The organism is Curvibacter sp. CHRR-16, assembly GCF_018474005.1.
Lineage (GTDB): Bacteria > Pseudomonadota > Gammaproteobacteria > Burkholderiales > Burkholderiaceae_C > Allorhodoferax.
Map to the genome: position 1 here is coordinate 313,364 of NZ_JAHCSH010000002.1, position 22,206 is coordinate 335,569.

Genomic DNA, 22,206 nt, shown 5'->3' on the forward strand with positions numbered 1-22,206 from the left:
ATGAAACCCTACCTGCGCGCTCAGATGGAGCGCTACACCCAACGCCTGTCCGAACTGGAGTTTTTGCTCTCGCGCGAAGACATCATGAAAGACATGGAGCAGTTCCTCAAACTCTCGCGTGAGCACACTGACGTAGCCGCCGTGGCCAAACGCTGGGAGCGCTACCAGCAGCGCGAGTCCGACTTGGCTGCAGGCCAAGAGATGCTCAACAGCGCCGAGGGCGATGCCGACATGCAAGCCATGGCGCAAGAAGAAGTGACCAGCGCCGAGCGCGAAATGGCCGAGCTGGAAGAGTCCCTGCAGCGCATGCTGCTGCCCAAAGACCCCGACGACCAGCGCGCCGCGTTTCTGGAAATCCGCGCAGGCACAGGCGGGGACGAATCGGCCCTGTTTGCCGCCGACTTGGCGCGCATGTACACCCGCTACTGCGACAGCGTGGGCCTGCGCACCGAAATCATCAACGCCAGCGACAGCGAGTTGGGCGGCTACAAAGAAGTGGTGCTGCGCATAGACGGCAGTGTGCAAACCAGCACCGGCTCGTGCGGGGCCTATGGCGTGTTCAAGTTTGAAAGCGGTGGCCACCGCGTGCAGCGCGTGCCCGCCACCGAGACGCAAGGCCGCATCCACACCAGCGCCTGCACCGTAGCCGTGCTGCCCGAGCCGGACGAGCAGCAAGCCATCCAGCTCAACCCAGCAGACCTGCGCATCGACACCTACCGCGCCAGCGGCGCGGGCGGTCAGCACATCAACAAAACCGACTCAGCGGTGCGCATCACGCACATCCCCACCGGCATCGTGGCCGAGTGCCAAGATGGCCGCAGCCAGCACAGCAACAAGGCCTCGGCCATGCGCGTGCTGCTGGCACGTATTCAAGAAAAAGAACGCTCTGAGCGTGCTGCCAAAGAGTCCGCCCAGCGCAAGAGCCTGATCGGCAGCGGCGACCGCAGCGACCGCATCCGCACCTACAACTACCCCCAAGGCCGCCTGACCGACCACCGCATCAACCTCACGCTCTACAAACTAGACCGCGTGATGGAAGGCGACTTGGCCGACGTGGTAGACGCCCTGCAAGCCTTCGAGGCGGCGCAGCAATTGGCCGAGTTGGAAAACAGCGTGGTGTAAAGCAACAAACCCCGCACTGGGCGGGGTTTGTTGTATGCGGCACAAGGTCCACTCAAGGCGCGAGGCTGAGTGCTACTGTGCAAGGTGGTGCTTCACTTTTACGATTCTTCTCGCAAAAGGCAAGTGCGTCTTTCTCCGCCTCTTCCTTGCTCTTGCGATCAGCAGCAAAACCCCAAGTGGTTTTGTAGTCTTCTAGCGGTGAATACGCCACTGCTCTAAAACCTACTTTGTTGTCTTGCACATCCGCCAGCACACTCAAGAAATTGGTGGACACCTTTTGCTGCACAAACTCTTGCGGTGCATTGATCACCGTGCGAAAAGACGGCATAGCGTTCAAGGCATCGGGTTTCTTGGTGTCAAACACGTCGCGGGTGGCGTCTTGCAACTGGATTCCCCACTGTGTCAAACGCTTGACCAAAGCGGCGCGGCTCGGAGTGACTTCAATGGACGTAGATCGCCAGTCTTCAGGCTTGGTATCACGGGCACCCAGCATCACAGGGTTGAGTACAAACGTCACTTTGTAATAACGACCACCACGGCTAGAGTGGCTCACAACCAGTTGCAGGAGCTTAGATGTCTCCAAGTAGTCCAACGTCAAGCAGTTGTCATCGCGCCCACTGCTCTTTTTATTCACTACAAGATGCGAACCACCACAAGGGTCGCTATTCCAATAACTGGTGTTCCCTGGCTGCAAATTGGCCCGTACCCGCAACTCCCCCACCCACGTAACGCCCTCAGTCAAAACAAAAACAACTTCGCCCAAAGGAACGGGCGTGCCACCTTCTCGGGACGGTTGAGAAATCCACACATTGCTACTGGAGAAGCGCCACAGCCCACCCGGCTGGAAGATGGGATAGCCACCAATCGTATGACTCGCTTCCAAGGCCGTGCGGGTATTAATACCCTCTGCGGGTTTGTCATCCACAAACAAATCCCCCGCTTGCGCGATCTGCAACACCATGGCACTGATCGCCGCTAGCCATATCCGGTACTGACGCATTATGACTCCCTTTACTTTAAAGCCTTATTAACGAAGCGGGCATTATGCCGAGCAATATCTGGGGGTTTTCTCTAGTCGCAGGACATCTGTGGCCCAGTAGCATCGCCCACCTTGGCATCGCAACCCGGTGCCAAGACCCCGGCAAGGTTTGTCGTGACCAACGCATGCCCGGCCATTCACAACATCCACAAGATGAGGCGACATTTCTATGCTCAATGCACAGCACCAAGCGCGCTTGGACGCGCTGCACCGTTCCCTTTCCGAGTCCAGCCAGCACTTTCTGGGCTACCCGTGTGCCAACGATATTGACTACACGGACTTGCTGCGGTTTTTGCAGTTCCCGTTCAACAATGTGGGCGACCCCTTTCAGCCCAGCACCTACCGCTTGGCCACGCGCGACTTTGAGCAAGAGGTACTGCACTTTTTTGCCCAGCTGTTTCGCGCACCGGCCAATGACTACTGGGGCTACGTGACCAACGGCGGCACCGAAGGCAACCTGTACGGCCTGTACTTGGCGCGCGAGCTGTACCCCAACGGGGTGGTGTATTTCTCGCAAGACACGCACTACAGCGTGACCAAAAACGTGCACCTGCTGGGGCTGCGGCACATCATGATTCGCACCCAGCCCAACGGCGAGATCGACTACGACGACCTGCGCGACACCGTGCGCCTGCACCGCGATGTGCCTGCCATCGTGTTTGCCAACATTGGCACCACCATGAAGGAAGGCAAGGACGACATTGGCCGCATCCAACAACTGCTAGACGAGCTGGTGATCGAGCAGCGCTACATCCACTGCGATGCGGCTTTATGTGGCCCCTACGCACCGTTCCTAGAACCGCGCCCCGCTTTTGACTTTGCTGATGGTGCCGATTCGCTGGCCTTTAGCGGCCACAAATTCATTGGCTCACCCCTACCCTGTGGTGTGGTGCTGGCACGCAAGCGCTACGTGGAGCGCATTGGCCGCGCCATTGGCTACATCGGCAGCATGGACACCACCATCACCGGCTCGCGCAGCGCCTTCACGCCCCTGCTGCTGTGGCACGCTATCCACAGCATGGGGGCCGAAGGCCTGCAGCGCCGCCTGCAGCAGTGCCAAGCGGTAGCCGCCTACACCGTGCAGGCCCTGCAAGCCGTGGGCATTACCGCGTGGCGCAACCCCGGCGCACTGACCGTGGTGCTGCCCCGCGTGGGCGATGCCATCAAGCACAAGTGGCAACTGGCCACGCAGGACGATTACTGCCACATCATCACCATGCCAGGGGTGACCACGCAGCACATCGACGCTTTGGTGCAAGACATCGTGCAAGAGCGCTCTACCACCCGCTTGCAGCACGGGGAAACCGCATTGGCCTAAGGCCGATACAGACACACACACCAGAGAACGCACTTTCGCTGACAATCGCCAGCACAGGAGGTCTCCCCCATGCTGGATTTCATCAACGCCCGTTTCCCGGTGCGCTTAGTTCCCTTGTTACTGGTGTGTGTGCTGTGTTTGCTCAGCGCCGCCACAGCGCTGGCCGCTGGCGTGGGGTGGGTCTGGTTTGTATTGAGCCTGCTACTGCTGGTGCGCGGCGTGTACGACCTGCGCCAAACCCGCCACGCCGTGCTGCGCAACTACCCACTCATTGGGCACTTTCGCTTCATGCTGGAATTTGTTCGGCCCGAAATTCGCCAGTACTTTTTGGAAAGCGACATGGAAGCCCAGCCCTTCTCGCGTGCCCAGCGCTCACTGGTGTACCAACGCGCCAAAAAAGAATCGGACAAACGCCCTTTTGGCACCCAACTGGATGTGCACGCACAAGGTTATGAATGGGTCAACCATTCGCTAGCCCCCACCCTGCTTGCCACGCACGACTTTCGCATCACCATAGGCCCAGACTGCGCCCAGCCCTACAGCGCCAGCGTGTTCAACATTTCGGCCATGAGCTTTGGTGCGCTCAGCGCCAACGCCATTTTGGCCCTCAACCAAGGTGCCAAGCGCGGCGGCTTTGCGCACGACACGGGTGAGGGTTCCATATCGCAGCACCACCGCGTGCACGGTGGTGACCTCATCTGGGAAGTGGCATCGGGCTACTTTGGTTGCCGCGACGAGCAAGGCCGCTTTGACGCCGACAAATTTGCCGCCCAAGCCCAAGACCCCCAGGTCAAGATGATCGAGCTCAAGCTCAGCCAAGGTGCCAAGCCTGGCCACGGCGGCATGCTGCCTGGCCCCAAGGTGACCGCCGAAATCGCCGCCGCCCGTGGCGTGCCTGAAGGCGTGGATTGCATTTCACCCGCTACCCACAGCGCCTTTAGCACCCCGGTGGAGATGCTGCAGTTCATCGCCCGCCTGCGCGAGCTGTCGGGCGGCAAGCCCACGGGCTTTAAGTTTTGCGTAGGCCACCCGTGGGAGTGGTTTGCCATTGTCAAAGCCATGCTGCAAACCAATATCACGCCGGACTTCATCGTGGTCGATGGCGCTGAAGGCGGCACCGGCGCTGCGCCACTGGAGTTCACCAACCACGTGGGCGCGCCACTGCAAGAAGGCCTGCTGCTGGTGCACCACACGCTGCGTGGCGCGGGCCTGCGCCAACGCATCCGCATAGGTGCGGCGGGCAAGGTGGTCAGCGCGTTTGACGTTGCCCGCCTCATGGCACTGGGTGCGGACTGGTGCAACAGCGCGCGTGGTTTCATGTTTGCGCTGGGTTGCATCCAAGCACAGCACTGCAACACCGGCCACTGCCCCACTGGCGTGGCGACGCAAGATCCCGTGCGCCAGCAAGCGCTGGTGGTGCCCGACAAGGCCGAGCGCGTCTACAACTTCCACCAGCAAACACTGGAGGCACTGAAAGAACTGGTGCAAGCCGTGGGCCTGCAACACCCCGGCCAATTCACCCCCCACCACATCGTGCGGCGCATGGAGGACGACACCGTCAAGTCACTCGCCCAGCTCATCTTGGTGCAAGTGCAAGAAGGCTGTCTGCGCAACGGCTCGCTGGACGACCTGCCCCAGATTTACCGCACCCACTGGCCCGTGGCCAGCGCGGACACCTTCGCGCCCAAGTGGTGAACAGGCCTTCCATCGCCAAGCATGCCATCTGTTGAGACACCTACCGCATCGAGCCCCGCCGCTTTGGCGGGCCTGAAAGTCATCGAAATGGGCCAGCTCATAGCCGGCCCATTTGCCGCCAAAACCCTGGCCGACTTTGGGGCCGATGTGATCAAGATCGAATCCCCCGACGGCGGCGACCCGCTGCGCAAGTGGCGCTTGCTCAAAGACGGCACATCGGTGTGGTGGCAAATCCAGTCGCGCAACAAACGCTCCATCGCGCTGGATTTGCGCACGCCCGAAGGGCAAGACATCGTTCGCCGCTTGGCCCACGAAGCCGATGTGCTGATTGAGAACTTTCGCCCCGGCGCGCTGGAGAGTTGGGGGCTAGACCCCGCTGTGCTGCTGGAGCACAACCCCCGCCTGATCGTGCTGCGCGTCAGCGGCTACGGGCAAACCGGCCCCTACCGCAACCGCCCGGGCTTTGGCGTCGTGGCCGAAGCCATGGGCGGCCTGCGCCACCTCACCGGCGAGCCTGATCGCACCCCCGTGCGCGTGGGCGTGAGCATGGGCGACACCCTGGCCGCCTTGCACGGGGTCATAGGCATTTTGCTGGCGCTGCAGCACCGGCACCGCAGCGGCCAAGGACAGGTGATTGATGTGGCGCTGTACGAAGCCGTCTTCAACTGCATGGAAAGCCTGCTGCCCGAGTACAGCGCCTTTGGTGCTGTGCGCGCCCCCGCAGGCAGCGCTCTGCCCGGCATAGCGCCCACCAACGCCTACCGCTGCCAAGACGGTGCTTACGCGCTGGTGGCGGGCAATGGCGACAGTATTTTCAAGCGGCTCATGACCCTGATTGGCCGCGACGACTTGGCCAAGGACCCCAGCTTGGCCGACAACACCGGACGCGTAGCGCGGGTAGAGGAGCTGGACGCAGCCATTGGTGCATGGACGGCTCAGCGCAGCGTGGACGAGGTACTGACCCTGCTCGATGGTGCCTCGGTACCAGCCGGGCGCATCTACACCGTGGCCGACATTGCCGCCGACCCGCACTACCAAGCACGCGGCATGCTGCACACCATCGCAATGGACGACGGCAGCAGCCTGGCCATTCCGGGCATAGTGCCCAAGCTCTCGGCCACGCCAGGCCAGCATCGGCGCAACGCCCCCACACTGGGGCAAGACACCGACAACGTGCTGCAAGACATGGGCCTGAGCCCAGCGCAAATCGCCGAACTCAAACGCCAAGGCATCGTGCACTAAGCCCCGCCACCCTCGTATGCAACGCATTCACTTCCACGAAGTCGTCACCCGCGATGGCTTTCAGAACGAAGCCACTTTTGTGCCCACCGACACCAAAGTGGTCCTCATCGACGCGCTCAGCCGCTGCGGCTACGCCAAGATAGAGGTCACCTCCTTCACCTCGGCCAAGGCCATTCCCATGCTCAAAGACGCCGAGGAAGTCATGGGCCGCATCCAGCGCCAACCCGACGTGGAGTACACCGTCTTAGTGCCCAATGTGCGCGGTGCCGAACGGGCGCTGGAGTGCCGTGCCAACGAGTTCAACGTGGTCATGTCCGTCTCTGAAACGCACAACCTGACCAACCTGCGCATGACGCGTGCGCAAAGCTTTGCCAGCCTGCGCGATGTGATTGCCATGGCCCAGCAGCATGTGGCCATCAACGTGTCGCTGTCCACCAGCTTTGGCTGCCCCATGGAGGGTGTAGTGCCCCAAGACGAGGTGCTGCGCTGGGCCGACCAGTTTGCCGCCTTGGGCGTGCGCGGCCTGACCATTTGCGACACCACAGGCATGGCCAACCCGGCGCAAGTGGCGCGCATGGCGCGGGCGCTCAAGCAGCGCTTCCCCACCCTGCAACTGACCCTGCACTTTCACAACACCCGGGGCATGGGCTTGGCCAACGTGCTGACCGCTGTGCAGGAAGGCATAGACCGCTTTGACGGCTCGCTCGGCGGCTTGGGCGGCTGCCCCTATGCGCCCGGAGCTAGCGGCAATATTTGCAGCGAAGACGCCATCCACATGCTCAGCGAAATGGGCTACGACACCGGCATAGACCTGCCCCGGCTGCTCGATGTGGCGCGGCGCATGCCCGCCATCGTGGGGCACGAGGTGTCAGGCCAATTGGCCAAAGCCGGTCTGTGCACCGACCTGCACCCAGCCCCCTCCATGTAGCCACACTGCGGGAGAACACGCATGATTGACCACCTCGACCACTTGGTACTGACCACTTCTCGCCGCGATGCCTGTGTGGACTTTTACACCCGCGTGCTGGGTATGCAGCTCGAATCGTTTGTCGGCGGCACGCCCCCGGTGGAGCGCTACGCATTCAAGTTTGGCAACCAGAAAATCAACCTGCATGTGCAGGGTGCGGAGTTCGAGCCCAAAGCCCACCTGCCCGTGCCCGGTGCGCTAGACCTGTGCTTTATCGCCTCCATCCCCTTGGACAGCGTGGTAGCGCGCCTGCACGCCGAGAACTGGCCCATTGTGGAAGGCCCGGTTCTGCGCACCGGGGCCACGCACAAGATACGCTCGGTCTACGTACGCGATCCGGACTTCAACCTCATCGAAATATCCGAACTGGTACAGCCCTGACGCCTAGCGCCCAACCCATGACCGCCCTGCCACCCCGAGACATACCAGCCCGCCAGCTTTTGCGCGCCTTGTACGACGCCGCCGTAGCCCGCGCCCAAGCGGCGCAGGTACTGCCCGCGCATTTGCCACCACCGCCAGCCAAAGGGCGCACGGTGGTGGTAGGCGCAGGCAAAGCGGCAGCGGCCATGGCGCAGGCGGTGGAGGCCGCTTGGCCTGCGAGTGCACCCCTCTCTGGCGTGGTGGTTACGCGCTACGGGCACATACCGCCACAGGTCAGCACGGCCACGCAGCGCATCCGCATACTGGAAGCCGCCCACCCCGTGCCAGATGCGGCAGGCGTAGCCGCATCGCAGCAGATACTGCAGGCGGTGCAGGGCCTCACGGCGGATGATTTGGTCATCGTCCTCATGTCCGGTGGGGCTTCGTCCCTGCTGGTGCTGCCCGTGGATGGCGTGGACTTGGAAGCCAAACGGCGCATCAACCAACAATTGCTGCACAGCGGCGCGCCCATTGACGCCATGAACTGCGTGCGCAAGCACCTCTCGCGCATCAAAGGCGGGCAACTGGCCGCCGCCTGCCACCCCGCCCGGGTGCTGACGCTGGCCATTAGCGACGTGCCGGGCGACGACCCCGCCACCATAGGCAGCGGCCCCAGCGTGGCAGACCCCAGCACCTGCGCCGAGGCACTGGCCATCGTGGAGCAATACCGCATAGACATACCGCCCGCCATACGCCAAGCGTGGGCCAGCGGCCTGCTAGAAACCATCAAACCCGCCGATGCCCGCTTGGCCCAGTGCGAAACCCGCGTGGTGGCTGCACCTTGGCAGTCGCTGCAAGCGGCGGCAGCGGTGGCGCAAGCTGCGGGCTACACGCCCTACCTACTGGGCGACAACATAGAGGGCGAATCCCGCGAGATAGGCCGCATGCACGCCGCGCTGGCCCTGTCCTGCGCGCAGCGCGGGCAACCATTCCAAACACCGTGCGTGCTGCTGTCTGGCGGCGAAACCACCGTGACCGTAGCCCCAAGAGCCGCTCACGAACCACGTGGCAAGGGTGGACGCGCTGCCGAGTTTTGCCTAGGCCTGGCCCAAGGCTTGGCAGGTGGGCAAACAGACGCTGTTGGCATATGGGCGCTGGCCGCAGATACCGACGGCATAGACGGCAGCGAAGACAACGCCGGCGCATTCGTCACCCCCGACACGCTGCAGCGCGCCCGCCAGCAGGGCCTGCGCCTAGAGCAATACTTGGCCCGCAACGACTCGTACAGCTACTTCGCCCAGCTGGGCGACCTGCTGGTGACTGGCCCGACGCATACGAATGTGAATGACTTTCGGGCGGTGGTGATTGTGTGAGTAAGCGCTAGCTGGGTGCTTAAGCTTGCCATGGGTTGATCAGCTCAACCCCTGCATTGGCAAAGTCCCGCACGTTGCGGGTTACCAATTGGCATTGGTACGCGCGTGCCGTGGCCGCGATGATCGAGTCGAAGGCTGACATGGGTTTGCCTTGCACATCGGCCTGCACAGTCATTTGAGCCCAAGCATCGGCCACTGACTGATCAAACGCCAAGATACGGCCTTCAAACCCCGCGCCTAACTGCTCCAGCCAAGACGTCAATTCCGCACGGCGTTTGGACTCCGGCAGTCTGCCCACGCCCCGCTGCAACTCACCCCATGTCATGGCGCTTATGTACAGCTCATGCGGTTTGCGTGCGGCAAACCAGTCAATCACTCGGGCATCTGGCGCACTCTTGACCAGCTCGGACAGCGCACAGGTGTCTAGCAAATACTTCATAGCGCTATATCGCGAATGGCCTTGCTGGAGCGATCCAGCACCAATGCCTCACCGCGTGGCGCGTTGAGCAGGCAGTCCATCAGATTAGCGGTCTGACCGCTCAAGCGGCGGTAATCGTGGGCAGCCAGAATGACCACGGCCTCCTCACCTCGCCGGGTGACGAGCTGCGGCCCCTCTTTGAGCGTGAGATCAACCAGCTCGCTGAACCGGCTCTTGGCCTCTTGTAGTTGCCATGTGTGCATGATGCACTCCAAATCTAGTCAGACTAGTCATTATCATCCCCAAAGTGTCTTCGAATGTCAATCGCGTGCGCAAACGTTATAAATTTAAAAACTATACTGGTATGAAGACAAAGGCTGAGAATGCTTCGCACCGCTGCCTTGAGTATTGGGTTTCACAATTTCATAGGAAGAACCATGAGTTTGCTTTACGGCAACAATTCACCGCGCCACAAGGTGTTTGTCAGTTATCACCACGCCAATGACCAAGCATATCGGGACTACTTCGAGAGGCTATTTGCGCATACACACGATGTCATGGTTTCAAAGTCGGTACAGATCGGCGACATTGATCCAAATCTAAAGACAGAAACTGTCCGACAAAAGATCCGCGACGAATATCTGCGCGACTCAACAGTGACAGTGGTTCTGATTGGGTCGCAAACTTGGCAAAGGAAGCACGTTGACTGGGAAATCGGGTCGAGCATTAGGCAAACGCAGTTCAGTTCACGCTCCGGGTTGCTCGGTATCATCCTGCCTACATATCCTCGCAACGACACCACCAAGTACGACGGGTATACGATTCCTCCTAGGCTCTACGACAACATTCAATGTGGGTTCGCCAAAATCTACAACTGGAGCACCGATGCAGCCTCAGTGCAACAGTGGATTCATGAGGCATACGAACGGAGAAAACAGATTAATCCCGACAATTCCTTTCCGAGTTTTGTGAATAACCGATCTGCTGATAGGTGGCAAAAATGAAATGGAGCAAGTGGTTAGAAAACTGGGATATGGCGTCTTTGAAGATCAAAGCGCCATTTCTGGAGATGGAGTGGAAGCCTCAAGACGAGGATAAAGCCGCCGCGTGGGAGTTGTATGTCGAACTGCTAACCCGAATTGCTACCCAGCCGCTTGATGAAAAACACGGCGACGAAAAAACGGCTTTGGATAGCGTTTACTCGCTCTTCGCCATTACGCGCCAAGTTTTGAAAAACAACACTAGAAACTGCACGGAGTTCACGAAGATTGCCATAGTCGTACTGAATCAGGTGATTCGACCATTCACGGCGAAATGGCACCGCCTGAGCATTGATGGGGCATTCTCAGATGTCGAGAAGCAAAAGGAATTCCGAGATGAGCTCGCAGAGCTGCAATCAGTACTCAAAAAATACACAAAAATGCTTGCTGATATGGCAGGTGTTGAAGACCTCACGACTCTGGAAGATAGTGAAACCTAGCACGGGCAACGATTTCGCACTATCCGGTCGCTGGTCGTTGTGCGATAAAACAGCACAGCCCTCGGTCGCCCAAACGTTAGATTGCAAGGAGGAAATTTGGAGCAGAACTATCTGTATCTTTTCGAGTGCGACTACGGCTCGCGCATAAAAGAGCGCCAATTCGTCAAAGACATTCTTCGATCCTTTGATAAAGATTACGCCACGATGGTGGGTGTCGTCGTCAATAACAGCCCCTACTGCCTTGAGTTTTCGATCGCTGTTAATCTTCAAGACGATCCAATTAAGTTTGAGCGATGGCTCAGAGCCAACTACCCAAACAAGTTGAAACGACACAACGTATTCCTTGAAAATGCACTCCCCTTCAATGTCGTGACGTTCATTGATGACTTTATGGTTGATTTGACCCTCACAAGTGAAGGGGACGGACTCTTGTTTTTATGGCCGGAGAGAGAACACCTTGAGTCGCAACACCCTCAGTTCAAATGCATGAAGAAGAACGCATCAAGGGTCTTCATTGGTCACTCGTCAAAGGATAAGGAATTAATTGTTAATCCGTTGAACGCATACCTTCAGGCTCAGGGAATTGGCACTTGGGTTGATAGCTACGAGATCGATTATGGGGAAAACATCTATTCGAAGGTCAATGAAGGTATCGAGAACGCAAAGGTCGGCTTATTCATCCTGACAGACAGCTTCTTCGATAGCACCAGTGGTTGGCCAATCACTGAGTTTTCCACCTTCTTCATGCAGCTAATGAAAAGCAATAAAAAGGTTCTCATGGTGAACGCCGGAGTTGATCCAGAGAAAATTCATGCAATGATGAAAGCATACCGATACATAGACTGGAATGGCGGCAACGGCATGCCTGAGATCGCTGCCGCGATTAAACGGAAACTTGCTACCTAATCTCCACCCCCAACCCCGCCAGCCGTTTGCGCATTTTCAGCACGGCTTTGTCTTTGCTCCACAGGGGGCAGGTGTGGGCTACGGCCAGGTCAATGAAGCATTGGTCGTCCGGGTCTTTGCAGGTGTAGGGGGCTTTGGGGGCCACGTCCACCAGTTGTGCCCATGCGTCGCGCTGGGCTAGCACAGTCTCCGCGCTCAGGGTTTGACCATTGGCTTGACTATCTGCAGCGGTTTGCAGGCGCTGCTGCACGTGGGGGTAGTGCAGCACGCGCTCTAGCTCGTCGCGCATGCGCTGGGTGGCTATCCAGCGTTGGCGGCCTTGGGCCAGGTCGTCCTTCAGGCCCTGCACACGCGGGTCGCGGAAGACGAACATGTCCAGCACCACGTTGGTGTCGATCACGACCAGCGTCATGCAGCGTCACCAGCTTGTGCGCTGTCGGGGTTGGTTGGTTCGGCGGGGCGTTTGGCTTTGTCCAAGCGGCCGGCCACCATGTCAAAGCGGAACAGGCGGCACTCCAGCGGGCCGTTCCACATGGGCACGCGGCGGCTTTCTTTCAGGCGCATGCGGCCGGGCAGTTTCAAGTCGGGCGTCAGCATCCACGCGGTCCAGCCGGTGAAGTTTTTCTTCCAGTGGGCAGAGAGTTGTTCGAAGAAGGAGCCATCGCCCTCAAACTCCACCAACTCGCGCGCGCCGGTTTTGGCCACACCGCCCACGCCAATGCGCTCGCCATAGGGGGGGTTGAGCATCATGACGCCGCCGTTGGCGGACTTGACCGGGGGCATGCGCTGCAGCGCGTCGCCGCCGCGGAACTCGATCACGTCGCCCACACCAGCGCGGTCTGCGTTGCGCTGGGCAAAGTCCACCATGCGGTGGGACACGTCGCTGCCGTAGAACAAGAAGGCTTGGCCGGGGTCGGGCTTGGCGATGTTGGCTTGCGCTTCGGACTTCATGGCCTGCCATGCGGGGCCGTGGTAGGGGCGCAGCTTGGTAAAAGCGAACGGGCGCTGCAGGCCGGGGGCCATGCCGCAGGCCATTTGCGCGGCCTCGATGACGATGGTGCCGCTGCCGCAGCAGGGGTCGTACAGGGGTTGCAGGTTGCCGTCGGCATCGCCCTTCACCCAGCCGCTGGCGTACAGCATGGCGGCGGCCAGCGTTTCTTTCAGCGGGGCGTCGCCCTTGTCTTCGCGCCAGCCGCGCTTGAACAGCGGCTCGCCCGATGTGTCCAGATACAGCGAGCAGGCGTCGGTGGTCAGGTGGGCAAATATGCGTACATCGGGGCGCTGGGTATCCACGTCGGGGCGCACGCCGCCGCTGGTTTCGCGAAAGCGGTCGCACACCGCGTCTTTGACGCGCAGGGCGGCAAAGTTCAGGCTTTGCAGCGGGCTGTGCTGGGCGGTTATCTCGACCTTGATGCTCTGGCGCGGGGTGAACCACTGTTCCCACGGCACGTTCATACCGGCGCGGTAGATGTCTTGCTCGGTGCGGTATTCGGTGTACGAGAGCAGCACCAGCACGCGCTGGGCCAGGCGGCTGTGCAGGTTGAGCAGCATGACCTCGTTCCAGCTGGCGTTGACGCGCACGCCGCCGCGCTGGGGGCTGATGGCTTTGGGCGGCAGTTGCACGACCGAGCGGATTTCGGTGGCCAAAAATTCCTCAACGCCAGCGGCGCAAGGCAAAAACAGTTGCAGGTTCATAGCTAAAAGGTGTCAGAGCGCTTTGCGCAGCGTTGCGGTGGGGATCTTGAGTCCCTCACGGTATTTGGCCACGGTACGGCGGGCGCAGTCTATGCCCTGCTCTTTGAGCATGTCCGACAGTTGGCTGTCGCTCAGGGGCTTGCGGGTGTCTTCGTTGGCAATGAATTGCTTGATAAGCGCACGCACCGCCGTGCTGGAGGCGTTGCCGCCCGCGTCAGTGCCCAGACCGGAGCCAAAGAAGTACTTGAGCTCAAACGTGCCAAAGGGCGTGGCCATGTATTTGGCGGTGGTGACGCGGCTGATGGTGGATTCGTGCAAGCCCAGCTCGTCGGCAATCTCGCGCAGCACCAGCGGGCGCATGGCCAGCTCGCCATGGGTGAAGAAGCCTTTTTGCCGCTCCACGATGGCATTGGACACGCGCAAGATGGTGTCAAAGCGCTGCTGGATGTTTTTGATAAACCAGCGCGCCTCTTGCAAGCGCTGCTGCAGCGCGCCGGAGGATTCGCCCCCGCGCTGGCCGCGCAGGGCGTTGGCGTAGATGTCGTGCACGCGCAGGCGGGGCATCACGTCGGGGTTGAGCAGGACGCGAAAACGCGGCATGCCGCCCACCTTGCCCGCCAGAGTGACGATGACGTCGGGCACGACGATGTTGCGCTCCACCTGCACAAAACGGCGGCCGGGTTTGGGTTCTAGCCGGGCAATGCGCTGCAGGGCTTCGCGCACGTCGGCCTCGCTGCCGCAGCCGGCTTGCACCAGGCGCTTGACGTCGCGGCGGGCCAGCCACTCGGCAGGCTGCTGGCTCACGGCCAAGGCGGTTTGCCACAGGGCCACGGCATCGTCATCGCCCTCTTTGTCGGCCAAGGTTTTCTCATGGCGGATTTGCAAGGCCATGCACTCAGCCAGGTTGCGCGCGCCCACGCCCACGGGCTCTAGGCTGTGCAGCAAGGACAAGGCGGTGCGGAAGTGGTGCAAGAGCTGCTGGTACTGCTCTTCGGACTCGGGGCGCAACGACTGTGCCAAGTCCTCGATGGACTCTTCCAAGTAGCCGTCGTCGTTGAGCGACTCGATGAGAAAGCGCAAAGCGGCAGAATCTTCGGCCCCCACTCGCAGGGACAGGGTTTGCCGGTGCAGGTAGTCCTGCAGGCTTTCGCCACTGCGCGCCAAGGTAACAGCGTCGGCTTCTTCGTCATCGTCGTTGTTGTGGGTGCGGGCTTTGGCTTCTACGCCCCACTCGCTGTCATCGGCGGCAAAGTCGTTTGTGCCATCACCTTCCCAACTGGGATCATCGCTCAGGGCAGAGGGCTCCCATTCCGCCTCGCTGCTGTCCGCCATGTGGTCAGTGCTGTGTTCGGTGGCTACCTCGCTCACATGGTCGCCCAAACTGACGGGGGCATCGGCCTGGCCAAGACCAAAGTCTTCGCGTTCAGCCCGCTCTTCTGCCAACTCCAAAAAGGGGTTTTCATCGAGCATTTGCTCGACTTCTTGGCTCAGTTCCAGCGTGGAAAGCTGCAGCAAGCGGATGGATTGCTGTAACTGCGGCGTCAGGGCCAGATGCTGCGAAACGCGCAGCGACAGTCCGGGCTTCATTACATGCGGAAGTGTTCACCCAGATAGACGCGGCGCACATCTGGGTTGTTGACGATCTCGCCGGGCGTACCTTGGGCCAGCACATGACCATCGCTGATGATGTAGGCCCGGTCACAAATGCCCAAGGTCTCGCGTACGTTGTGGTCAGTAATAAGCACCCCGATACCCCGGGCACGCAAGAATTTGATGATGCGCTGGATCTCGATCACGGCAATCGGGTCAATGCCCGCAAACGGTTCATCGAGCAAGATAAAACGAGGACGCGAAGCCAAAGCCCGGGCAATCTCGACGCGGCGGCGCTCGCCACCGGACAGCGCCACCGAGGGCGAGTCGCGCAAGTGATCGACACGCAGCTCTTCTAGCAAAGCGGTCAGGCGTTCTTCGACCTCCGCACTGCTGAGCTTTTTTCCATGCTCGTTGTGCTGCAGTTCCAGCACGGCGCGCACGTTGTCCGCCACGTTGAGCTTGCGAAAGATGGATGCTTCTTGGGGTAAATAGCCCAAGCCCAAGCGTGCCCGGTGGTGGATGGGCATGTGGTCCACGCGCTGGTCATCAATGGTGATTTGGCCCGCGCTGGCGCGCAGCAGGCCCACAATCATGTAGAACGAAGTGGTCTTACCCGCGCCGTTGGGGCCGAGCAAGCCCACCACTTCGCCAGTGGCAACTTCCATCGACACGTCTTTGACCACAGGCCTGCGTCCATACGACTTTTGCAGGTTCAATGCCCGGAGCTGACCATGCGGAGCCTTCTCTGAGGCCAACAAAATATGAGCGGCCGCGTTCACTGATTGGACTTTTCGATTTGGTTGCTGGGTTTGAGCGGCACCGCTTCGGTGCTGGTCGAGCTGGGCTTGGGAGTGAACATGGCGCGCACACGACCACCAGTACCAGCCGCCGTCTTGGGTGCACCATCCACACTGAAACGATCCGACAGGTTCTCGTACAGAACCGAGTCCCCGGTTACTTCATCGGCCAAGGTGCTGCCACGCAAGCGACGTAATTGGGCTTGTTTCAGAAAACGAACTGTGTCGGCACGACCATCGTATTGGATGGTTTCACCGGTGCCTTCAATGAACTCATCCACACCATCACGCTTTTGACGGAAATAAGCGGGCGTTTGCGAATTACCCACTACGGTGGCGTATTGGTAGCCATCGGGATCTTGGCGAACCTCCACCGTAGCGCCGCGAATGACGATGCTCCCTTTGGTCAGCACTACATTGCCAGTGAGCACACTGACTTGGCGCACGTCGTCATAGCGCAAGGCATCCGCTTCTAGCTGTATCGGCTTATTGCGATCTGCCCGCTCTGCAGCGGCTGGTGCCACCAGACTTCCAACCAAAGCGGCGCACCACAGTAACGAGGAGATTTTTTTCATAAAGGCACGAAACTTGCTGTTAAAGCGTTTCGGGCCATTGTACGGGGAGAGTGGGCCATCGTGCGTGCGATGACCCATCGTATCGATATTGAAAAGATTTTTTACACTGGTTTAGCGCGAACCTGATCGACCAATTGCTGGACGATTTGCAGAGCACGCCCCATACCCCCCGCCATACCAGCATCAGTCAAGAAGCGACCAGCCACGCCCAAGGAAGGCACACCTTCGATCTTGTAGGCATTTTGCAACTGCGTTGCTTTGCCCGCTTTGGTGGCAGTAGCAAAGGAGTTGTAGGCTGCAGTAAAGGCATTTTTATCAATGCCCTGCTTGGCAACCCAATTGATGATGGCATCAGGCTTGGTCAAATCTTGACGCTCGACATGGATGGCGGCGAACACCTTAGCCTGCATTTTTTCGACCAAACCCATGGTCTCCAACGCGTAGAAAAAGCGCTGTTGTGGAACAAAGTCGTCACGGAACGCCACGGGTACTCGGCGGAAATGCACGTCTTTGGGCAGCTTGGGAATCCAAGCTTGCAAAGTGGGTTCAAACGCATTGCAGTGCGGGCAATTGAACCAAAAGAACTCCACCACTTCGATCTTGCCAGCCGGTGCCTCCACCGGGGCACGGGGATCAATCACTTGGTAGTCAGTGCCTGCCACTGGTTTGGCACCTTGGGCCCAAACAGTGCTACCAGCCGTAGTGGCCAAACCTGCACCGGCCAATTGTGCGAATTCTCTGCGTTTCATGCTTTACTCCTTTGTAGACTGGGATGCTTGGTAATCCAAGAAAGTTCCGAAACTAGGGGGTTACTCGAACCACCGCTGCATCCAGACCGTTTTTTTCCAGTTTGTCGCGGTTGGCTTCGGCGTCTTCTTTCTTGTCGAAAGGCCCCACCCGCACACGGTACACCGTCCGCCCGTTTTGTTCGCGCTGCGACACCTTGGTATCAATGCCACTGATTTGCAATTTAGCGCGCTGTCCTTCGGCCTCATCGGCGTTGAAGTAAGCGCCCACTTGCACCCAGAACACTACACCGCCAATGGCGCCTTTGGCCTTGGCCAAATCTGCAATGGGGTCAGCCGATGCAGGTTGCTTGGCATCAGCAGGCGTGCTTTTAGGGTCAGGGGCTTTGGCTTCCGCTGGCTTGGCATCCGCACCCTTAGTTGGCTCAGCCTTGGTGGCTTTACTGCCGGGAACCGTGATAGTGGGTGGCACCGGAGCCGGGTTTTTGCCGTACAGGGGCGCATTGGGATCCCAGTTCTTATTTTTTTCGGCTTCTGCCGCATCTTGTTCGGCAGAGCGCGTTTGGGTTTTGTTCACAAACGGCACGGGTACCTTGGTGATGTAAATCGCCACCACCAAGGCGATAGCCAAGCCCACCAGCAAGCCGGCTATAAAACCGACTACGGTTCCACCACGTTGTTTTGTCAGCATAAATCTGCCTTTGCAGGGTTACATTTTTTCTGGCGCATCCACACCCAACACAGCCAAGCCATTGCGCAGCACTTGCGCGGTAGCTGCCACCAAGGCCAAGCGGGCCAGTTTGGTGGGCTCGTCGTCCACCAGAATGCGCTCGGCATCGTAATAGCTGTGGTAGCTCGCAGCCAGCTCGCGCAGGAAGAAAGTCACGTCGTGTGGTGCTTCTCCATCACATGCAGCCGTCAACATGGCGGGGTATTTGGCCAATTGCAACATCAGCGCCTGTGCCTGTGGACCCTGCAAGGGCGACAAGTCGGTTGTCTGCAAGTTGGCCACACTGGCACTTTGCCCTGCCGCCTGCGCCGCCTCTTGCCACGCACGCAACACCGAGCAGATGCGGGCATGCGCGTACTGCACGTAGTACACAGGGTTGTCATTGTTCTGGGCCACGGCCAAGTCGACATCAAAGGTGTATTCGGTATCGGGTTTGCGGCTGAGCAAGAAGAAGCGCACTGCGTCCTTGCTGGTCCACTCAATCAGATCACGCAGCGTGACGTAACTACCGGCGCGCTTGCTGATTTTGACCTCTTCACCCCCGCGCACCACGCGCACCATGGTGTGCAGCACGTAGTCGGGATAGCCCAGGGGAATACCCACATCAGCCGCCTGCAGGCCAGCGCGCACGCGAGCGATGGTGCCGTGGTGGTCGGTACCCTGGATGTTGACGACTTTGGCAAAACCGCGCTCCCACTTGGCAATGTGGTAGGCCACATCGGGCACGAAGTAGGTGTATGTGCCGTCTTTCTTGCGCATCACGCGGTCTTTGTCGTCACCGTAGTCGGTGGACTTAAGCCACAGCGCGCCGTCTTGCTCGTAGGTCTTGCCGTTGGCGACCAGTTTGTTCACTGTGGCATCCACACGGCCACTGCTGTATAGACTGGATTCGAGGTAGTACTGGTCAAAGTGCAGGTTAAAGGCCTGCAAGTCCTTGTCCTGCTCGTTGCGCAAGTAGGCCACGGCGAACTGGCGGATGTTGTCGTAATCCTCTACATCCCCATTGGCGGTGAACTCACGGTCATCGGCCTTGACAGTAGCCTTGGCTTTAAAGGCTTCGGCAATGTCGGCGATGTAGTCACCGTTGTAGAAGTTCTTGGCCAGTGGGTTGTCACTGTCGGTGGGCCAGCAGTCGTCACCGGGCTTGAAACCCTTGGCGCGCAGCTGGGTGCTCTTGGTCAAAGTGTCGATCTGCACGCCCGCATCGTTGTAATAAAACTCGCGGTGCACATTCCACCCTTGGGTGGCAAACAGGTTGCTGATGGCATCGCCCAGCGCAGCCTGGCGACCATGGCCCACGTGCAAGGGCCCCGTGGGGTTAGCCGACACAAACTCCACCAGCACGCGCTGGCCGTTGGACTCTTGGTAGCCAAAGCGATCGGCCTGTTGCAGCACTTCCCGCACGACCTGCTGCTTGGCAGCAGGTTTGAGTCGGATATTGATAAACCCTGGCCCGGCGATTTCCAGTGCCTCTACCCACTGCTGATAGGGCGTGGTCGCTTGCAGGGCATCAATCAAATCTTGTGCCACTTGGCGGGGGTTGAGTTTGAGTGGCTTGGCCAACTGCATCGCAGCCGTGCAGGCGAAGTCACCGTGAGCGGCCACTTTAGGGGTTTCAAACGCAGCTTTGGCACCGGCACCGGGGCTCAGGCGCTCCAAAGCATCGGCCAAGATGGCCAACAATTCATTTTTGACAGAAAGCATGGCCGCGATTCTACGGGTCAACCCAAAACCGCCTGCGCCGTTGTATGCTGGTGTGCGGCTAGGCAGCTAGCGCTCTTGCTTGCTAGCCCACAACCTTCTTAACCATCTTGATGAGGAGTTCGCAATGAAAGTATGGATGACCACTCTGGTACTGGCCTGCACCTTGGCAGCAGGCCATAGCTACGCTGGCGCACAACAAGAGAAGATGAAAACCTGCAACGCCGATGCCAAAACCAAAGACCTCAAAGGCGATGAGCGCAAAAAGTTCATGAGTGAGTGCTTGAGCGCCAAAACCGAAGAACCCGCCAAGCCCGTCAAGCAACAAGACAAAATGAAAACCTGCAACGCCGATGCCAAAACCAAAGACCTCAAAGGCGATGAGCGTAAAAAGTTCATGAGTGAGTGCTTGAGCGCCAAATAAGCAGCGCCCACTCCAATCTCTGGCGCAGTTTGTTGCATGAATTGCCCAAACTGCGCCCAAGCGATGGGACGCAGTCTACTGAGCGATCCCAGACAAAAACATGTCAACGGTCGCCATACCATCGCCTTCAATATCGAATACAGACGGGTCAAGCAACCAGTTGCGCAAAAGGCCTGCCATCAAAGCATCCAACCCAACCACCGCTGCCCGCACACTCACCTGCGGGCGCAATTGCCCTTGCTCCTGCGCCAAGTCGAGCAAGAACTGCATCTCTTGCATAAAACGCACCCTATCGCGCTGGTACTGCAGATAAATCCCTTGCATTTCGTCCACGTACTCCAGCTTGAACGAAACAATGGCAAAGACGCGTCGTCCTCGCTCATTTTGGGCCACCAAACTCAAGCCCATACGCAAATTAGTCCGCAGCCGCTCAAGTGGTTGCACAGCACTGTTGGTACTGTGTGCATCCCAAGATGCAAAGAACGGCTTGGTAACCCGATCCACCATGGCCTGAAACAAATCACTTTTATTCTTAAAGTGCCAGTAAATAGCGCCCCGTGTAACACCCGCTGATTGGGCAATTGCCTGCAATGATGTGCGCGACACGCCGTGCGCCAAAAACACGGTCTCCGCAGTGTCCAAAATCAGTTCTCGCGTAGCCTGCGCTTCTTCCTTGGTTTTCCGTGCCATGTTTCTCCCTTAGTGGCCGAAAGGGTTATTTAACAATTGCTCAAGCATACATTCAAGCATGTATGTAAACTGTTTGCCATTTTCCACCTTTATGGTTGCGTCGCCTCCCCTTTAAGGACATATATGCCTACGTCACATCAAATACTGCACCCACGACACCTTGCACTGCTGAGCATCCCCGCCGTTTTGGCTTTAGCTGCCTGTGGCGCAAAAACCGATGCACCAGGAGGTGCCATGGGGGGCATGCCCCCAGCAGAAGTAGGCGTAATCACCGTTGCTCCGCAATCGGTGGCATTGCAAACCGAACTACCGGGTCGCGTTAGCGCCCTGCGGGTTGCGCAAGTACGCGCCCGTGCCAATGGAGTGGTGCTCAAGCGCTTGTTCCGCGAAGGCAGCGAAGTGCAAGCTGGCCAATTGCTCTACCAAATCGACGATGCACCCTACCGCGCCGCACTGGAAAGTGCCCAAGCCACCTTGGCTAAAAGCTCGGCCACTTTGGCCCAAGCCAATGCCCAGCTAGAGCGCAACAAAGCCTTGGTAGAAGCCAATGCAATTAGCAAACAAGACTTCACCACGCTGCAAACGACGCAGCGCCAAGCCGAGGCCGATGTTGCGGCCGCCAAAGCCGCTATAGAAACCGCACGCATCAACCTTGCATACGCCAGCGTCACAGCGCCCATCTCTGGCCGTATAGGTCAATCCCAAGTGACTGAAGGCGCACTGGTCAGCGCCTCTGAGGCTACCCAACTGGCCACTATCCAACAGATCTCTTCGGTTTACGTCAATTTCACCCAAAGCAGCACCGAAGTGCTGCGCTTGCGCAAAGCGATTGCCTCCAAGCAGCTACGTGCTGCCAGTGATGGTTCGGTGGCTGTACGCATAGTGCTAGAAGACGGCACGGAGCTTCCCAAACCCGGCAAACTGTTGTTCAGCGACCTGAGCGTCGATGCCACCAGCGGCCAAATCACCCTGCGTGCCGAAGTGCCCAATAGCGATGGTTTGCTGTTGCCAGGTCAATACGTGAGAGTGCGCTTGTCGCAAGCGGAATTGCCATCGGGCATCTTGCTGCCCCAGCAAGCGGTGACCCGCAGCAACCAAGGTGACACGGTTATGGTGATAGGCGAAGGCGGTAAACCCGGACCTCGCCCCGTGAAAGTGGGTAACTCGCAAGACGGCCAATGGGTCATCTTGGATGGCCTCAAAACGGGCGACCAAGTGATCGTCGATGGTTTCCAAAAAATGATGGTGCCCGGCGCCCCCGTGAAACCCGTTCCATGGACAGGTAGCGCACCCGCTAACGCCGCTCCAGCCACTGGCGCACCTGCCAGCAAATAA

24 protein-coding genes are annotated in these 22,206 nt (G+C 59.1%); 12 read left to right on the forward strand and 12 right to left on the reverse strand.

Annotated elements, in window-relative coordinates:
• The gene (prfA, locus tag KIK84_RS05040) at positions 1-1,122 is read left to right on the forward strand and encodes a peptide chain release factor 1 (RefSeq protein WP_214121923.1); all 1,122 of its coding nucleotides are present in this window, start codon (positions 1-3) and stop codon (positions 1,120-1,122) included.
• Between the two features lie 52 nt (positions 1,123-1,174).
• Here prfA and KIK84_RS05045 read toward each other — a convergent pair whose 3' ends face one another.
• Entirely contained in the window at positions 1,175-2,083 is a 909-nt protein-coding gene (locus tag KIK84_RS05045) for a hypothetical protein (protein WP_214121924.1), read from the reverse strand.
• 247 nt (positions 2,084-2,330) lie between these two features.
• On the opposite strand from KIK84_RS05045, the gene KIK84_RS05050 reads away from it, so the two are divergent.
• The 6 genes from KIK84_RS05050 (at position 2,331) to KIK84_RS05075 (ending at position 9,116) form a co-directional block, all read left to right on the forward strand.
• A complete protein-coding gene (locus KIK84_RS05050; RefSeq protein WP_214121925.1) occupies positions 2,331-3,479 on the forward strand; it encodes a histidine decarboxylase in 1,149 nt (382 codons plus the stop codon).
• Between the two features lie 69 nt (positions 3,480-3,548).
• A complete protein-coding gene (locus KIK84_RS05055; RefSeq protein WP_214121926.1) occupies positions 3,549-5,174 on the forward strand; it encodes an FMN-binding glutamate synthase family protein in 1,626 nt (541 codons plus the stop codon).
• Positions 5,175-5,195: 21 nt separating this feature from the next.
• Positions 5,196-6,416, forward strand: a complete 1,221-nt coding sequence (locus KIK84_RS05060) for a CaiB/BaiF CoA transferase family protein (protein WP_214121927.1) — start codon at positions 5,196-5,198, stop codon at positions 6,414-6,416.
• 16 nt (positions 6,417-6,432) lie between these two features.
• Positions 6,433-7,344, forward strand: coding sequence for a hydroxymethylglutaryl-CoA lyase (locus tag KIK84_RS05065; protein ID WP_214121928.1), 912 nt, complete (start codon positions 6,433-6,435; stop codon positions 7,342-7,344).
• 21 nt (positions 7,345-7,365) lie between these two features.
• Positions 7,366-7,764, forward strand: coding sequence for a VOC family protein (locus KIK84_RS05070; RefSeq protein WP_214121929.1), 399 nt, complete (start codon positions 7,366-7,368; stop codon positions 7,762-7,764).
• A gap of 17 nt (positions 7,765-7,781) precedes the next feature.
• Positions 7,782-9,116, forward strand: coding sequence for a glycerate kinase type-2 family protein (locus tag KIK84_RS05075; RefSeq protein ID WP_214121930.1), 1,335 nt, complete (start codon positions 7,782-7,784; stop codon positions 9,114-9,116).
• Positions 9,117-9,135: 19 nt separating this feature from the next.
• On the opposite strand, the gene KIK84_RS05080 is transcribed toward KIK84_RS05075, so the two are convergent.
• Together KIK84_RS05080 and KIK84_RS05085 are read right to left on the reverse strand one after the other, a co-directional pair.
• Positions 9,136-9,555: a type II toxin-antitoxin system VapC family toxin gene (locus KIK84_RS05080; RefSeq protein ID WP_214121932.1), complete on the reverse strand. Its 420-nt coding sequence runs from the start codon at positions 9,553-9,555 to the stop codon at positions 9,136-9,138.
• Complete coding sequence (locus KIK84_RS05085; protein WP_214121934.1) at positions 9,552-9,797, reverse strand: type II toxin-antitoxin system Phd/YefM family antitoxin; 246 nt, start codon at positions 9,795-9,797, stop codon at positions 9,552-9,554. The genes KIK84_RS05080 and KIK84_RS05085 overlap by 4 nt, the downstream gene beginning before the upstream one ends.
• A 174-nt stretch (positions 9,798-9,971) precedes the next feature.
• On the opposite strand from KIK84_RS05085, the gene KIK84_RS05090 reads away from it, so the two are divergent.
• The 3 genes from KIK84_RS05090 (at position 9,972) to KIK84_RS05100 (ending at position 11,920) form a co-directional block, all read left to right on the forward strand.
• A complete protein-coding gene (locus KIK84_RS05090; RefSeq protein WP_214121935.1) occupies positions 9,972-10,538 on the forward strand; it encodes a TIR domain-containing protein in 567 nt (188 codons plus the stop codon).
• Entirely contained in the window at positions 10,535-11,014 is a 480-nt protein-coding gene (locus KIK84_RS05095; RefSeq protein ID WP_214121936.1) for a hypothetical protein, read from the forward strand. Before KIK84_RS05090 ends, KIK84_RS05095 begins: the two co-directional genes overlap by 4 nt.
• A gap of 96 nt (positions 11,015-11,110) precedes the next feature.
• Complete coding sequence (locus tag KIK84_RS05100) at positions 11,111-11,920, forward strand: toll/interleukin-1 receptor domain-containing protein (RefSeq protein WP_214121937.1); 810 nt, start codon at positions 11,111-11,113, stop codon at positions 11,918-11,920.
• On the opposite strand, the gene KIK84_RS05105 is transcribed toward KIK84_RS05100, so the two are convergent.
• From KIK84_RS05105 to argS, 8 genes are all read right to left on the reverse strand, one after another.
• A complete protein-coding gene (locus KIK84_RS05105) occupies positions 11,913-12,332 on the reverse strand; it encodes a PIN domain-containing protein (protein ID WP_214121938.1) in 420 nt (139 codons plus the stop codon). The two genes, KIK84_RS05100 and KIK84_RS05105, sit on opposite strands and share 8 nt — an antisense overlap.
• Positions 12,329-13,615 (reverse strand): THUMP domain-containing class I SAM-dependent RNA methyltransferase, encoded by a 1,287-nt coding sequence (locus tag KIK84_RS05110; protein ID WP_214121939.1) that lies wholly within the window; start codon positions 13,613-13,615, stop codon positions 12,329-12,331. Before KIK84_RS05110 ends, KIK84_RS05105 begins: the two co-directional genes overlap by 4 nt.
• 12 nt (positions 13,616-13,627) lie before the next feature.
• Positions 13,628-15,202, reverse strand: a complete 1,575-nt coding sequence (gene rpoN / locus KIK84_RS05115) for an RNA polymerase factor sigma-54 (RefSeq protein ID WP_214121940.1) — start codon at positions 15,200-15,202, stop codon at positions 13,628-13,630.
• Positions 15,202-15,987, reverse strand: a complete 786-nt coding sequence (lptB, locus tag KIK84_RS05120; RefSeq protein WP_214121941.1) for an LPS export ABC transporter ATP-binding protein — start codon at positions 15,985-15,987, stop codon at positions 15,202-15,204. The genes rpoN and lptB overlap by 1 nt, the downstream gene beginning before the upstream one ends.
• Entirely contained in the window at positions 15,984-16,580 is a 597-nt protein-coding gene (lptA, locus tag KIK84_RS05125; RefSeq protein WP_214121943.1) for a lipopolysaccharide transport periplasmic protein LptA, read from the reverse strand. Before lptA ends, lptB begins: the two co-directional genes overlap by 4 nt.
• A 101-nt stretch (positions 16,581-16,681) precedes the next feature.
• A complete protein-coding gene (locus tag KIK84_RS05130) occupies positions 16,682-17,329 on the reverse strand; it encodes a thiol:disulfide interchange protein DsbA/DsbL (RefSeq protein ID WP_214121944.1) in 648 nt (215 codons plus the stop codon).
• 52 nt (positions 17,330-17,381) lie between these two features.
• Entirely contained in the window at positions 17,382-18,017 is a 636-nt protein-coding gene (locus KIK84_RS05135) for an SPOR domain-containing protein (protein ID WP_214121945.1), read from the reverse strand.
• Between the two features lie 18 nt (positions 18,018-18,035).
• Complete coding sequence (argS, locus tag KIK84_RS05140; RefSeq protein WP_214121946.1) at positions 18,036-19,760, reverse strand: arginine--tRNA ligase; 1,725 nt, start codon at positions 19,758-19,760, stop codon at positions 18,036-18,038.
• 136 nt (positions 19,761-19,896) lie between these two features.
• Between argS and KIK84_RS05145 the strand changes: the two genes are divergently transcribed.
• Positions 19,897-20,181, forward strand: a complete 285-nt coding sequence (locus KIK84_RS05145; protein WP_250207810.1) for a PsiF family protein — start codon at positions 19,897-19,899, stop codon at positions 20,179-20,181.
• Positions 20,182-20,256: 75 nt separating this feature from the next.
• Here KIK84_RS05145 and KIK84_RS05150 read toward each other — a convergent pair whose 3' ends face one another.
• Positions 20,257-20,871, reverse strand: a complete 615-nt coding sequence (locus KIK84_RS05150) for a TetR family transcriptional regulator (RefSeq protein WP_214121948.1) — start codon at positions 20,869-20,871, stop codon at positions 20,257-20,259.
• 123 nt (positions 20,872-20,994) lie between these two features.
• Here KIK84_RS05150 and KIK84_RS05155 point away from each other — a divergent pair, with 123 nt between their 5' ends.
• Complete coding sequence (locus KIK84_RS05155) at positions 20,995-22,206, forward strand: efflux RND transporter periplasmic adaptor subunit (protein ID WP_214121949.1); 1,212 nt, start codon at positions 20,995-20,997, stop codon at positions 22,204-22,206.